Source organism: Citrobacter sp. Cpo074, assembly GCF_030332745.1.
Classification (GTDB): Bacteria; Pseudomonadota; Gammaproteobacteria; order Enterobacterales; family Enterobacteriaceae; genus Citrobacter; species Citrobacter portucalensis.
The window spans coordinates 62,198-75,890 of the sequence record NZ_JAOWHG010000027.1 but is presented as its reverse complement, the minus strand read 5'-3'; the positions used below and the strand labels follow the sequence as shown (position 1 = coordinate 75,890).

At 52.7% G+C, this 13,693-nt stretch carries 11 protein-coding genes; 6 read left to right on the top strand and 5 right to left on the bottom strand.

Going from position 1 to position 13,693, the window contains the following annotated elements; translation table 11 throughout:
- The first annotated feature begins 19 nt into the window (after positions 1 to 19).
- Complete coding sequence (locus OGX83_RS04985) at positions 20 to 1,990, top strand: TonB-dependent receptor plug domain-containing protein (protein WP_286587463.1); 1,971 nt, start codon at positions 20 to 22, stop codon at positions 1,988 to 1,990.
- 41 nt (positions 1,991 to 2,031) lie between these two features.
- On the opposite strand, the gene OGX83_RS04980 is transcribed toward OGX83_RS04985, so the two are convergent.
- On the bottom strand, positions 2,032 to 2,286 hold the full coding sequence (locus OGX83_RS04980) for a GlsB/YeaQ/YmgE family stress response membrane protein (protein WP_048212573.1): 255 nt from the start codon (positions 2,284 to 2,286) through the stop codon (positions 2,032 to 2,034).
- 201 nt (positions 2,287 to 2,487) lie between these two features.
- Here OGX83_RS04980 and ycgR point away from each other — a divergent pair, with 201 nt between their 5' ends.
- Positions 2,488 to 3,222 carry a flagellar brake protein YcgR gene (ycgR, locus tag OGX83_RS04975; RefSeq protein ID WP_048235228.1) on the top strand — a complete coding sequence of 245 codons (735 nt, stop codon included), beginning with the start codon at positions 2,488 to 2,490 and terminating at the stop codon, positions 3,220 to 3,222.
- A gap of 11 nt (positions 3,223 to 3,233) precedes the next feature.
- Here ycgR and emtA read toward each other — a convergent pair whose 3' ends face one another.
- A complete protein-coding gene (emtA, locus tag OGX83_RS04970) occupies positions 3,234 to 3,845 on the bottom strand; it encodes a membrane-bound lytic murein transglycosylase EmtA (protein ID WP_016153365.1) in 612 nt (203 codons plus the stop codon).
- A 98-nt stretch (positions 3,846 to 3,943) separates the two neighbouring features.
- Here emtA and ldcA point away from each other — a divergent pair, with 98 nt between their 5' ends.
- Entirely contained in the window at positions 3,944 to 4,858 is a 915-nt protein-coding gene (gene ldcA / locus OGX83_RS04965; RefSeq protein WP_286587462.1) for a muramoyltetrapeptide carboxypeptidase, read from the top strand.
- 97 nt (positions 4,859 to 4,955) lie between these two features.
- Positions 4,956 to 6,689, top strand: coding sequence for a potassium/proton antiporter (locus OGX83_RS04960; protein WP_008785011.1), 1,734 nt, complete (start codon positions 4,956 to 4,958; stop codon positions 6,687 to 6,689).
- A 104-nt stretch (positions 6,690 to 6,793) separates the two neighbouring features.
- Here OGX83_RS04960 and dadX read toward each other — a convergent pair whose 3' ends face one another.
- Positions 6,794 to 7,864 carry a catabolic alanine racemase DadX gene (gene dadX, locus OGX83_RS04955; protein ID WP_048235226.1) on the bottom strand — a complete coding sequence of 357 codons (1,071 nt, stop codon included), beginning with the start codon at positions 7,862 to 7,864 and terminating at the stop codon, positions 6,794 to 6,796.
- A gap of 12 nt (positions 7,865 to 7,876) precedes the next feature.
- Positions 7,877 to 9,175, bottom strand: a complete 1,299-nt coding sequence (locus OGX83_RS04950) for a D-amino acid dehydrogenase (protein ID WP_003833553.1) — start codon at positions 9,173 to 9,175, stop codon at positions 7,877 to 7,879.
- A 322-nt stretch (positions 9,176 to 9,497) separates the two neighbouring features.
- On the opposite strand from OGX83_RS04950, the gene OGX83_RS04945 reads away from it, so the two are divergent.
- Positions 9,498 to 11,030, top strand: a complete 1,533-nt coding sequence (locus OGX83_RS04945) for a SpoVR family protein (protein ID WP_003833557.1) — start codon at positions 9,498 to 9,500, stop codon at positions 11,028 to 11,030.
- A gap of 102 nt (positions 11,031 to 11,132) precedes the next feature.
- Here OGX83_RS04945 and fadR read toward each other — a convergent pair whose 3' ends face one another.
- A complete protein-coding gene (gene fadR / locus OGX83_RS04940; protein WP_003833559.1) occupies positions 11,133 to 11,852 on the bottom strand; it encodes a fatty acid metabolism transcriptional regulator FadR in 720 nt (239 codons plus the stop codon).
- Positions 11,853 to 12,088: 236 nt separating this feature from the next.
- On the opposite strand from fadR, the gene nhaB reads away from it, so the two are divergent.
- Complete coding sequence (gene nhaB, locus OGX83_RS04935; RefSeq protein ID WP_008785014.1) at positions 12,089 to 13,633, top strand: Na(+)/H(+) antiporter NhaB; 1,545 nt, start codon at positions 12,089 to 12,091, stop codon at positions 13,631 to 13,633.
- The last annotated feature ends 60 nt before the right edge of the window (positions 13,634 to 13,693 follow it).

Below are 13,693 nucleotides of genomic sequence, written 5' to 3'. Positions count from 1 at the left end.
AATAAATGGACTAAAAATAATGAATTTCAACAAAAGTTGTCTTTACACAGCCCTGTCGTTTGCTTTCGCGCACAGTGCTTTTGCTGGGCAGGAAAGCGAAACCATGACCGTCTGGTCAAGTCCGGCCTCCGCCGCAACCACTACGGTTCTCGGCCAGGAAACGATGCAGCAACTGGATAAGCAAAACGTGGCGCAGGCACTGAGCGTTGTCCCCGGCGTCGTGCTGCAAAAGTCAGGCAACCGCAATGAACAGCAGGTGAAAGTCCGCGGTTTTGACAGCCGTCAGGTTCCCGTCTATTTTGACGGCGTGCCGGTATACATCCCCTATGATGGCAACCTCGATTTAGGCCGTTTTCTGACCTCCGATATCGCTTCGGTTGAAGTCTCCAAAGGCTACTCGTCGCTGTTACAAGGGCCGAACCAGATGGGCGGCGCCATCAATATCACCACCCAAAAGCCCACCAAACCGATTGAAGGCAGCATTGGCTATCGCCAGGGCTGGAGTCGTAGCAAAGACAATGCCCACGATATGCACGCTTCATTTGGCGCCAGCAACGATCTCGGCTACATCCAGCTCAGCGGCAGTCAGTTGAAGCAGGATTTCCTTGGCTTACCGCACGGCGTGGACAATCCTATTGCGGGTAGCAACGGCAAGATGATTAACTCCTCCGCCGATGACAAACGCGGCATCGTGAAGCTGGGCTTTACCCCACGTGGTAATGACGAATATGTGCTGACCTATATTAATCAGGACGGTGAAAAAGATAACCCGCCGTACGCTGGAACCAGCAGTCAGAAATCACGCTACTGGCAATGGCCACAGTACGATAAAGAGAGCTATTACTATCAGGGCACCACCCATCTGGGCGATCGTTTCACCCTGAAAAGCCGTCTGTATCGCGATACCTTTGAAAATACGCTGATGATGTACAACTCGCTTGCCGATCTGAAAAACAAAAAAGGCAGCTACAGTCATTATTCAGACTATAGCGATGGGGCTGGTCTGCAGCTCGCTGCGGATATGCGTGAAAACGACCAGCTCTCTTTCGCCGTGAACTGGAAGGATGATGTTCACCGCGAGAAAGGCGCACCTAATGCGGCTTACGATCGCTACGAAGACCGTACCTGGTCCGTTGCCAGCGAATACCAGTGGGCAGCAGCGGATAACGTCGATGTCGTGGCGGGAATAAGCTATGACTGGCGCGACAGTCTGGAAGGCATGAAGCACGAAAAAAATGGTAGCGTCACCCACTATGATGACAACAATCAGTCGGCCTTCAACTGGCAGATGATGACCAAATATCACTTTGAAAATTCAGACACATTAGCGCTGTCCTACTCTGACAGAACACGTTTCCCAACACTGAAAGAGCGCTACACCACCTCGAAACCGGCCTATAACCAGGTGGCGCTGGTCAATCCGCAGCTTAAACCGGAACGCGCCCGCAGCGTGGATCTGACCTGGAATGGTTCACTTGGTAAAGACTGGGGATTCGAAGCCAGCGTCTATTACAACCGCATCAGCGATGCCATTCTTTCACACAATATTGATGCTGATACCATCCAGAATCAGAACAGCGGCCGGGTGGATTACACCGGTCTGGATGCAGGCGTTAAAGGTAAAGTCTTTGATATGCTAGATGTTGGGCTGAGCTATGGCCTGATTCATGCGGACGTCAAACGCAGCGACATCGGCAAAATAACCGATTTGCCGACGCAAACCCTCACCGCATGGATGACGCTGAAACCGTGGGATCCGCTGAGCATTACGCTGTCTGAAGAGGCCCGCTCATCGAGCTATAGCAATAGCGACGGCTCGCAGAAAGCCGCTGGTTTCGCCATTACCCATTTACGCGCCGACTACGCCATCGGTCACGGGTTTAGCGTCAACGCTTCGGTCAATAACCTGTTCGATACACAATACGTGTACAGCGAAGGATTTATCGAAGAAGGCCGTAATTACTGGGCTGGGATTGAGTATCAGTTCTGACTTAGCGACATAGAGAAACGGCCCCCACAGGGGCCGTTCGATTAATCTCGTCGTACAAGCCGGAAGACACCCAGCACAACAATCGCGCCGACCACGGCCACCAGGAAGCTATGGAGATTAAATCCGCTGACATCGCCGCCAATACCAAACATCGTTGCCAGCCATCCACCGACCACAGCACCGACAATACCGAGAATACAGGTCAGGATAAACCCACCGCCATCACGCCCCGGCATAATCAGTTTGGCGATAACCCCCGCAATCAGACCAAAAATAATCCAGGCAATAATTCCCATTTTCAGGCCCTCTTTCCAGTGAACGCACGCGCAAGACATTCCTGCGCCAGCACTTAAAGTATAGGCAAGCCATCGCGACATGCTTTTATCACTCAGACTTAATTCATTGGGTTTGGTAAAAAATTTCATCCATTTGTATTAAGTTCCGTCGATTAATGCCGATAACCCAACGACAAACCAGGCATCCAGGAGTCATTAGGTGTGAGTAACTACAATGAGCAGTTCCTGAAGCAAAATCCGTTAGCGGTGTTAGGTGTACTTCGGGACTTAAAGTCGCAGCAGGTTCCACTGCGTATCTCCTGGTCAGGCGGCCAGTTCATCAGCAAAATTCTGACCGTCAGTCCCGATGAACTGATCATGGATTTTGGCAGCCAGGAATATGAAAACCAGGCCGTACAGCGGGCCAGCCAGATCTCAATTATCGCCGAAACGCAGGGAGCCAAAGTAGAATTCACCCTGCCACAGCTGAAAAAAGGCGAGTATCAGCAACTGCCGGCGTTTATTTCATCCTTGCCGCCTTCTCTGTGGTTTGTGCAGCGTCGGGAATATTTCCGTATCGGCGCTCCGCTGCATCCTCCCTATCGCTGCACGGCAAAAATGCCGGACAACAGCATTCTGCATTTTCGCTTATTCGATCTGTCTCTCGGCGGCATGGGCGGGCTGTTAGAAGTTGCAAAACCAGAGGGGTTGGCAGAAGGTATGCGCTTCTCGCAGGTTGAACTAAATATGGAGCAATGGGGGGTGTATCACGTTGACGCCCAACTTATTTCCATTAGCGAACGCAAGGTTATCGATGGGAAAAACGAAACCATTACCACTCCCCGCCTGAGCTTTCGTTTTCTCAACGTCGGCCCGGCGGTGGAGCGGAACTTACAGCGGATTATTTTTTCCCTTGAACGTGAAGCCCGGGAAAAGTCGAACAAGGTGCGCGATTAGCATCACCTGAATTACATCACATCCAGCGCTTGTTGAAGCTTCCAGATATAGCGCGGGGCCTGCGGCGCCGGATGATTGTCCGCAACATGTTCAATAAATTCATCCGGGCTGAGGTCGTTGATTTTATTGATCGCTTTTTTCCTGTCGGATGAGAACGTGCGTAACAGTGCGCCCGCACCGTTGGCGTACGATACTACCAGCGCGTACTGCATCACCTGCGGATCTTCAATCCCGGCCAGCGGCCCGGTTTCGAGAATACTCAGGTATGCGGCCCCCATTGAGATATTGCGCTCAGGGTTTTTCAACTCGCTGGTCGACGGCTCTCCGCTCCAGCCCATGCGGCGATAAACATCGCGTCCTGAAGTTGAGGCTTTCAACTGCATCAGACCAATCGCATTGGACTTACTGACCGCATTCGGATTTCCGCCTGATTCAATGGCGATAATAGCGGTAATCAATTGTGGACTGACACCCCAGGCCGCACCGGCTTTTTCACTGATCGGCATCCATTGCATTGCGCGTTTAACCGGAACTTCAGCATTCCACGGCGGGTTTTTGTAATCCTGTTTTGAACTACAGCCCGCAAGTAATACAACCAAAAAAGCAAACCATCTCAATTTCACGTCATCTATCCTTATAGCCGGAACCTGTCGCTGAGGTGACAACGACATACCTACGCGGCATGATATACATTTGGTTTTAGTTGTAGCAAGGAAATGCCATGTCCCGGTTTCACTTAATTGCCCCGTCGGGCTACTGTATCAATCAGCAGGCTGCCTTACGTGGGCTTGCGCGTCTTACTGAGGCCGGTCATCAGGTCGACAATTCAGCGGTCATTGCGCGCCGCTGCCAACGTTTTGCGGGGACAGAGGCAGAAAGGCTTGCTGATGTGAACTCGCTCGTTAATCTGAAAACCCCCGATACCGTTGTGATGGCGGTACGCGGCGGCTATGGCGCGAGCCGTTTACTGGAAGATATTGACTGGCAGGGGCTGGCAGCCCGCCAGCAACAAGATCCGCTACTGCTGTGCGGACACAGCGATTTTACGGCGATCCAGTGTGGTCTGCTGGCACAGGGGAAGGTGATTAGCTTCAGCGGCCCGATGCTGGCGGCGAACTTCGGCGCCGAAGAAATGAACGCATTCACCGAGCACCATTTCTGGCAGGCTTTGCGTAATGCCCAATTTACCCTCGAATGGCAGGGTGACGGTCCGCAGTGCGCAACTGAAGGTACACTGTGGGGCGGAAATCTGGCGATGATCATTTCGCTGATGGGTACACCGTGGATGCCGGCCATCAAAAACGGCATTTTGGTGCTGGAAGACATTAACGAGCATCCATTCCGTGTCGAGCGCATGCTGCTGCAGCTGTACCACGCCGGAATATTGGCCCAGCAAAACGCCATTATTCTCGGCAGTTTTAGCGGTAGCGCACCCAATGATTACGATGCCGGTTACAATCTTGATTCAGTTTGTGATTTTCTGCGCACCAGATTGTCAGTACCGTTGATCTGCGGCCTCGATTTTGGCCATGAACAACGCACTGTCACTCTGCCTTTGGGAGCCAATGCGGTGCTGAAAAATGATAAAAACGGCACTCAGCTCACCTTAAGTGGGCATCCGGTACTAAAATCGTAAAAAAAGCGGCTAATGGGGCTAAGCAAAACGCTGTTTCTGTCGTTATTATGGTAGGGTTTATTAATACGAAACAGCGTAATTCAGGAGTAACCGAACGTTGGATGCCGCAGCAATTATTAGCCTTTTTATTTTGGGTTCCGTTCTCGTCACCTGCAGTATCTTACTCAGTTCATTCTCATCACGCCTCGGTATCCCTATCCTGGTGATATTTCTCGCTATCGGTATGTTAGCGGGCGTAGATGGTATAGGCGGCATACCTTTCGATAACTATCCATTCGCCTACATGGTGAGTAACCTGGCACTGGCAGTTATCCTGCTCGACGGCGGGATGCGCACCCAGGCCAGCTCTTTTCGCGTTGCGTTAGGCCCGGCGCTATCGTTGGCGACGGTCGGTGTGCTGATTACTTCCGGACTCACTGGCATGATGGCCGCGTGGCTGTTTCATCTGGATCTTATCGAAGGACTCCTGATTGGCGCGATTGTTGGTTCAACCGACGCCGCGGCGGTCTTTTCCCTGCTTGGCGGTAAGGGGCTTAACGAACGCGTTGGCTCTACGCTGGAAATTGAATCCGGCAGTAATGACCCGATGGCCGTGTTTTTGACCATCACGCTCATCGCCATGATCCAAAACCACGAAACCGGTTTAAGCTGGATGTTCGCGGTGCACATTATCCAGCAGTTTGGCTTAGGCATCGTTATCGGTCTGGGCGGTGGATATATGCTCCAGCAGATGATTAACCGCATTTCTCTGCCTGCCGGACTGTATCCGCTATTGGCGTTAAGCGGTGGGATCCTGATTTTTGCCCTGACCACTGCGCTGGAAGGCAGCGGTATTCTGGCGGTTTATCTGTGTGGTTTCTTGCTGGGTAATCGCCCTATTCGCAACCGGTTTGGCATTCTGCAAAACTTCGACGGTCTGGCCTGGCTGGCGCAAATCGCCATGTTCCTGGTGCTCGGACTGCTGGTTACGCCGTCAGACCTGCTACCTATCGTGGTTCCTGCGCTGATTTTGTCTGCGTGGATGATTTTCATTGCCCGCCCACTTTCGGTTTTCGCCGGACTGCTGCCGTTTCGCGGCTTCAATCTGCGCGAACGCATTTTCATCAGTTGGGTGGGTCTGCGCGGTGCGGTACCCATCATCCTCGCCGTCTTCCCAATGATGGCGGGTCTGGAGAACGCGCGCCTGTTCTTTAACGTCGCGTTCTTCGTGGTACTGATCTCGTTGCTGTTTCAGGGAACCTCACTTTCTTGGGCCGCTAAAAAAGCCAAAGTGGTGGTCCCTCCCGTCGGCTGGCCCGTGTCGCGCATTGGCCTGGATATTCATCCGGATAACCCGTGGGAGCAGTTTGTTTATCAGCTCAGCGCCGATAAGTGGTGCGTAGGAGCCGCATTGCGCGACCTGCATATGCCGGAAGAAACGCGAATAGCCGCCCTGTTTCGTGACAACGTGCTGTTTCACCCCTCCGGCAGTACGCGTCTTCGCGAAGGCGATGTATTGTGTGTTATTGGCCGCGAGCGCGATCTCCCGGCTCTTGGCAAGCTGTTCAGCCAGTCGCCACCTGTGTCGTTAGACCAGCGCTTCTTCGGTGATTTTATTCTTGAAGCCAGCGCAAAATATGCCGATGTGGCGCTGATTTATGGCCTGGAAGATGGCACCGAGTATCGTGATAAGCAGCAAACGTTGGGTGAAATTGTCCAGCATCTGCTTGGTGCCGCGCCGGTCGTCGGTGACCAGGTGGAATTCGCTGGCATGATCTGGACCGTAGCCGAGAAGGAAGATAATGCGGTGCTGAAGGTCGGTGTTCGCGTTGCTGAAGATGAGGATGAGTAGAGCGGATGTTTTGCCGGGTGGCGGCTGCGCCTTACCCGGCCTACAAAATGCATTGACTCTGGAGGCCTGATAAACGCAGCAGCATCAGGCAATGCTATATAAAGTTACACCGTCACAACTGGCACGCGCAGCGCCAGAGAACACATTAACTCGTAGCCCACCGTACCTGCGGCGGTGGCCACATCGTCAATTTTAATCTCTTTGCCCCACAGCTCTACCGGCGTCCCGATCCCTGCCTGCGGGCATGGTGTCAGATCTACCGCCAACATATCCATTGAGACTGTCCCCACCGTCCCGGTACGTACACCGTCCACCAGCACCGGAGTACCACTTGGCGCATGGCGTGGATAACCGTCTGCATAGCCGGTCGCTACAATGCCAATGCGCTGCTCGCCGCTGGCAGTGTAGCGTCCACCGTAGCCCACCCGATCGCCAGCTTTCAGCGTTTGTATGCCGATGATCTCACTGCTCAGCGTCATCACTGGCTTCAGGCCGGTGTTAGCGATGTCCCGCCATTGTCCTGAAGGCGACGCACCATACAAAATAATGCCCGGACGAACCCAGTCATAATGCGCTTCGGGGTGCCACAGCGTGGCTGCCGAATTCGACAGCGATCGTCTGCACTCCAGCCCTTCAGTTGCCTGCGCAATACGTGTCATAGCCTCCTGGATACCTTCCGGGTGCTCTGCATCGGCAAAATGGGACATCAGCGTCATTTCACCGACGTTGGGCATCGCCCGCAGCTGTTGCCAGACCGTGGGAACTCTTTCCGGTAAAAAACCAAGGCGGTTCATACCACTGTTCACCTTCAGGTAAACATCGAGCGGCGCCTTCAGGCGCGCATTCTGCAATGCTTTTAGCTGCCAGTTACTGTGTACACAGGTGGTGAGTCGATAATTGTCATATACCGTCAGGTCTTCGGCGTGGAAAAAACCCTCCAGCATGAGTATCGGACCTTTCCATCCGCGCTCGCGTAGGGTTATCGCCTCTTCAAGATTGAGCATGGCAAAACCATCGGTTGTGCCCAGCGCATTCCAGACGCGTTCAATACCGTGTCCATACGCATTGGCTTTCACCACCGACCAGACGCGGGCGTCCGGCGCGGCCTGGCGGGTAATGGTCAGATTTTGTTTCAACGCCTGCAGGTCAATGCTGGCCAGTATCGGGCGGGTCATCTCACGTCCTTATCAGTTATGTGCGCCATGTAAATGCCGTGGACGAGATGGGGTAAACCCCGGACTGTAACGCGCCACGCTCAGATCGTCATAAGGTATGGCTGGCGTGCGGCCAGAAAGGATATCGCTCAGTAGCTGACCGGAGCCGCAGGCCATGGTCCAACCCAGCGTGCCGTGGCCGGTATTGAGCAGCAGATTCTTAAAGCGGGTGCGCCCCACCACCGGCGTTCCGTCCGGCGTCATCGGACGCAGTCCGGTCCAGAAGGTTGCCTGCTCCACATGACCGCCGCGGGGGAAGAGATCGCGTACGACCATTTCCAGCGTTTCACGACGAGGTTGTAGCAATTCTGTATTAAAGCCGACAATCTCCGCCATGCCGCCAACGCGAATACGATTGTCAAAGCGGGTAATAGCGATTTTGTAGGTTTCATCAAGGATAGTAGAAACCGGCGCACCGTCGTCTTGCGCCACCGGAATAGTCAACGAATAGCCTTTGAGCGGATAGACCGGGATATCAACGATCCCTTTCAGCATTGCCGTGGAGTACGAACCAAACGCCATCACATAGGCATCGGCTTTAACTATCTCTTCGCCGCACTGGACGCCATAAATCTGCTCACCATCGCTCAGCAGCTTATCGACCGGGGTGTTAAAGCGAAACTTAACGCCTGCCTGCTCCGCCATCTGCGCCAGACGCTGGGTAAACAGCTGGCAGTCGCCGGTTTCATCATTCGGTAAGCGCAGACCACCGGTCAGTTTATGGGCCACTTCTGCCAGTGCGGGTTCGACTTCCGCCAGACGGTTTGCTTCCAGCAGTTGATATGGCACGCCAGCGTCTTCGAGCACGGCGATGTCGCGGGTAGCGTTCTCATACTGTTGAGCGGTACGGAAAAGTTGCAGGGTTCCGCCCTGGCGCCCTTCGTACTCGATACCGGTAGAAGCGCGCAGCGCTTTCAGGCAATCACGGCTGTATTCCGCCAGTCGCACCATGCGTCCTTTATTTTCCATATAGTGGCTGGTGTCGCAGTTGCGCAGCATCTGCCACATCCATTTCAACTGGAACTGGGTTCCGTCAAGACGGACGGCCAGCGGAGCGTGGCGCTGAAACATCCACTTAATTGCTTTTAGCGGTACGCCTGGTGCCGCCCATGGTGCTGCATAACCTGGAGAGATTTGCCCCGCGTTCGCCGCACTGGTTTCCAGTGCCGGACCGGGCTCACGATCAATGACGGTGACATCGTGTCCAGCCTGACTTAAGTACCAGGCGCTGGTCACGCCAACGACACCACTTCCCAGTATGACAACTCGCATAGCCACTCCGTTAACAGTAAAAGAACAATCATCTAATTACATCTTGATAACTCAGTTGAAAATATTATTCAACATATGGCTTTTTTATGGTGACTTACCTCACATATAGCGGTGATGGCTGGGGACTCTCCGCTTTGGCATCTCCTGCTGTGCGTTATTTTTATCCAGCATAAAATTTTGCGGCCATGCCATTTTTCGACGCCTCGCTAACGTGAAATCGCAAAGAAAAAATTTCTGCCGCAGCACGTTTTTTAACACCATGATCTATGCTTGACATGAGGTACTCCAGACAGAGAGTGCCGCCAACAATGAGGGTGCGCGAATGGCTACGATTGATTCCATGAACAAGGACAGCACACGGTTAAGCGATGGACCCGACTGGACGTTTGATCTGCTGGATGTCTATCTGGCAGAGATAGACCGCGTGGCGAAACTCTACAGACTGGATACCTACCCGCACCAAATCGAGGTGATCACCTCCGAACAGATGATGGACGCTTATTCCAGCGTCGGGATGCCGATCAACTATCCTCACTGGTCGTTTGGTAAAAAGTTTATTGAAACCGAGCGCTTGTATAAGCATGGTCAGCAGGGGCTGGCCTATGAGATCGTTATCAACTCCAATCCGTGCATCGCGTATCTGATGGAGGAGAACACCATCACCATGCAGGCGCTGGTGATGGCGCATGCCTGCTACGGACACAACTCCTTTTTCAAAAACAACTACCTGTTCCGAAGCTGGACGGATGCCAGTTCCATTGTCGATTACCTGATCTTCGCGCGAAACTATATTACCCAGTGTGAAGAGCGTTACGGCGTGGATGAAGTCGAAAAGCTGCTCGACTCCTGCCATGCGCTGATGAACTACGGCGTTGACCGTTACAAACGCCCGCAAAAAATTTCCCTACAGGAAGAGAAAGCCCGTCAGAAAAGCCGTGAAGAGTATCTGCAAAGCCAGGTGAATATGTTGTGGCGCACGCTGCCGAAGAAAGAGGAAGAGAAAACCGTGGCGGAAGCCCGGCGTTATCCCTCTGAGCCACAGGAGAACCTGCTGTACTTCATGGAGAAGAACGCCCCGCTGCTGGAGTCCTGGCAACGCGAAGTGTTGCGCATTGTACGCAAGGTCAGCCAGTATTTTTATCCGCAGAAACAGACGCAGGTGATGAACGAGGGCTGGGCCACTTTCTGGCATTACACTATCCTGAACCACCTTTATGATGAAGGTAAAGTCACCGAACGGTTTATGCTGGAGTTTCTGCATAGCCATACCAATGTGGTATTTCAGCCGCCCTACAACAGCCCTTGGTATAGCGGGATAAACCCGTACGCTCTGGGATTTGCCATGTTCCAGGATATCAAACGTATTTGTCAGTCGCCGACCGAGGAGGACAAATACTGGTTCCCGGACATAGCGGGTTCCGACTGGCTGGAAACCTTGCATTTCGCGATGCGCGATTTCAAAGATGAGAGCTTTATCAGCCAGTTCCTGTCGCCAAAGGTGATGCGTGATTTCCGTCTGTTCACCGTGCTGGATGACGATCGTCACAACTATCTGGAGATTTCAGCGATTCATAACGAGGAAGGATATCGTGAGATCCGCAACAGGTTGTCGTCGCAATACAACCTCAGTAACCTGGAGCCGAATATTCAAATCTGGAATGTCGATCTGCGTGGCGACCGTTCGCTCACCTTACGCTATATTCCGCATAATCGCGCACCGCTGGATAAAGGACGCAAAGAAGTGCTCAAGCACGTACACCGGCTTTGGGGTTTTGACGTGATGCTGGAGCAACAGAATGAAGATGGTAGCGTGGAGCTGTTGGAGCGTTGCCCGCCAAGGATGAACGGTCTGTAAATCTTATTACCGGAGGCGGTGTAAACACCATATCCGGCCTACGAAGTGCACGTATTGTAGGCCGGATAAGACGCTTTGGCGTCGCCATCCGGCTCTGATCAATTAACGGCCCTGAATCGCCAAATCGCCCGGCAGGCTCTTTTGCATGCGATGCCAAATTTCGCCACTGTCGTGACCATAGCGACGCACCGTTTCATACACTTGCTCATGAGCGCCCTGCTCGCAGAGTTCTGACAGTTTACGGTAGAAGCTCAGCGCCAGCGCGCGCGCTTCCGGATTGGCAAAATAATGACGACCAATGCGGGTATATAATCCTTTCATACCGTTGAGGATCAAACCGTAAATCGGATTGCCGGAGGCAAATGCCAGGCCGCGGAAAATGTTATAGTCCAGATCGGCAAATGCGTCAGCGTGGTCGGCCACCTGATTTGCCGTCGCCAGAACCTCCTGTGCTTTATCAGGATGCTGGCGAAACGCAGTACGAACAAAGATCGTCGAAATATTGGTACGCACGGACAGCAGATTATCAATCAACTGCGGGACACTCTCGTGATCGAGACGCGCCAGCGTTTCAAGAATATTCAGCCCGGAGGTTTCCCAGAAGTTATTCACCTTCGTCGGTTTGCCGTGTTGAATGGTCAACCAGCCATCTCGCGCCAACCGCTGCAATACTTCGCGTAGCGTGGTACGTGTCACCCCAATAAGTTCGGAGAGTTCACGTTCAGCGGGCAAAATAGTGCCAGGTGGGAAGCGGTTATTCCAGATACTTTCAATGATGTACTCTTCCGCGAACCCAGCCGGGCTTTGCGCCTTAATGACCATAGTAAAAATTCCATTACACAGCAAAACATAGTTACACACATCATACCAGATGGGTATCTTAGCTGATAGCTGACGCAATGAAGAAAAAGTGGATCAAGGCTTCATTTTCCAAATAACGCTACAGCACAGCCAACCTTGCCAGTCTCGTGAATAGCTTGCCTGTACTCCCTCCTCCCGCTAAGCTTTGCGGTCAAACATAAAAACATGATTTCATTTTTAAAGGTAGGGAAATCACCATGGAGCTATCATGGGGCCGCGCTATGTGGCGCAATTTTTTAGGTCAATCACCAGACTGGTACAAACTTGCACTGCTTGTCTTCTTAGTCGTTAACCCGATTATTTTTTTCATCAACCCTTTTATCGCCGGCTGGTTGCTGGTGGCCGAGTTCATTTTCACGCTGGCGATGGCGTTAAAATGCTACCCACTGCTGCCAGGCGGGCTGTTGGCTATCGAAGCTGTCATTATTGGCATGACCAGCGCCACGCATGTGCGTGAAGAGGTTGCCGCAAATCTTGAGGTGTTATTGCTGCTGATGTTTATGGTGGCAGGCATCTACTTTATGAAGCAGTTATTACTGTTTATTTTCACGCGTCTGCTGCTCACTATTCGCTCCAAGACGCTGCTGTCACTGTCTTTTTGTGTTGCAGCCGCTTTCCTCTCTGCGTTCCTCGATGCGTTGACCGTCGTTGCCGTGGTAATCAGCGTTGCGGTCGGGTTTTATGGTATCTACCATCGCGTTGCTTCTTCTCGCGCGGAAGACAACAACATGCTTGATGACAGCCATATCGATCAGCACAATAAAGTCGTACTTGAGCAGTTCCGCGGTTTTCTGCGTAGCCTGATGATGCACGCGGGTGTCGGTACGGCGTTAGGCGGCGTGATGACCATGGTGGGCGAGCCACAAAACCTGATTATTGCCAAAGCGGCTGGCTGGCATTTTGGCGACTTCTTCCTGCGCATGTCGCCAGTTACCGTCCCGGTACTGATTTGCGGCCTGTTAACCTGTGTACTGGTCGAGAAATTGCGCTGGTTTGGCTATGGCGAAACGCTGCCGGAGACCGTCCGTGATGTCCTGCAACAGTTTGACGATCAGAGCCGCCAACAACGTACCCGCCAGGACAAAATCAAACTGATTGTCCAGGCGATTATTGGCGTCTGGCTGGTCGTTGCTTTGGCCCTGCATCTGGCAGAAGTCGGATTGATCGGTTTGTCGGTCATCATTCTGGCAACCTCGTTGACCGGCGTAACCGACGAACATGCGATAGGTAAGGCCTTTACCGAGTCGCTACCCTTCACCGCGCTGCTGACCGTGTTCTTCTCTATTGTCGCGGTGATTATCGATCAACAGCTCTTTTCACCGATTATTCAGTTTGTTTTGCAGTCGTCTGAACATGCACAACTGACGCTGTTTTATCTCTTCAACGGCCTGCTGTCTTCGATCTCTGATAACGTTTTTGTTGGTACGATTTATATCAATGAAGCCAAAGCCGCGATGGAACATGGGACCATCAGCCTTAACCAATTTGAGCTGTTGGCGGTGGCGATCAATACCGGGACCAACCTGCCTTCGGTGGCCACGCCAAACGGCCAGGCTGCATTCCTGTTCCTGCTGACCTCTGCACTGGCGCCGTTGATTCGCCTCTCTTATGGTCGCATGGTGTGGATGGCCCTGCCTTATACTCTCGTCCTGACGCTCGTCGGCCTGCTTTGCGTCGAGTTCACGCTAGTTCCGGTGACCGAGTGGATGACCCAAACGGGCTGGTTAGCTACACTTTCATAACAATTAACCGGGCAAATCACTGCCCGGTTTGACTTTTTGCATGATAAATATCCGATTACG

Excerpts from the sequence above, each read along its gene's own strand:
- OGX83_RS04945 (WP_003833557.1), top strand. The coding sequence starts at position 9,498 with ATGGCTACGATTGATTCCATGAACAAGGACAGCACACGGTTAAGCGAT.
- OGX83_RS04980 (WP_048212573.1), bottom strand. The coding sequence starts at position 2,286 with ATGGGAATTATTGCCTGGATTATTTTTGGTCTGATTGCGGGGGTTATC.
- OGX83_RS04950 (WP_003833553.1), bottom strand. The coding sequence starts at position 9,175 with ATGCGAGTTGTCATACTGGGAAGTGGTGTCGTTGGCGTGACCAGCGCC.
- fadR (WP_003833559.1), bottom strand. The coding sequence starts at position 11,852 with ATGGTCATTAAGGCGCAAAGCCCGGCTGGGTTCGCGGAAGAGTACATC.
- nhaB (WP_008785014.1), top strand. The coding sequence starts at position 12,089 with ATGGAGCTATCATGGGGCCGCGCTATGTGGCGCAATTTTTTAGGTCAA.
- ldcA (WP_286587462.1), top strand. The coding sequence starts at position 3,944 with ATGTCCCGGTTTCACTTAATTGCCCCGTCGGGCTACTGTATCAATCAG.
- OGX83_RS04985 (WP_286587463.1), top strand. The coding sequence starts at position 20 with ATGAATTTCAACAAAAGTTGTCTTTACACAGCCCTGTCGTTTGCTTTC.
- dadX (WP_048235226.1), bottom strand. The coding sequence starts at position 7,864 with ATGACCCGCCCGATACTGGCCAGCATTGACCTGCAGGCGTTGAAACAA.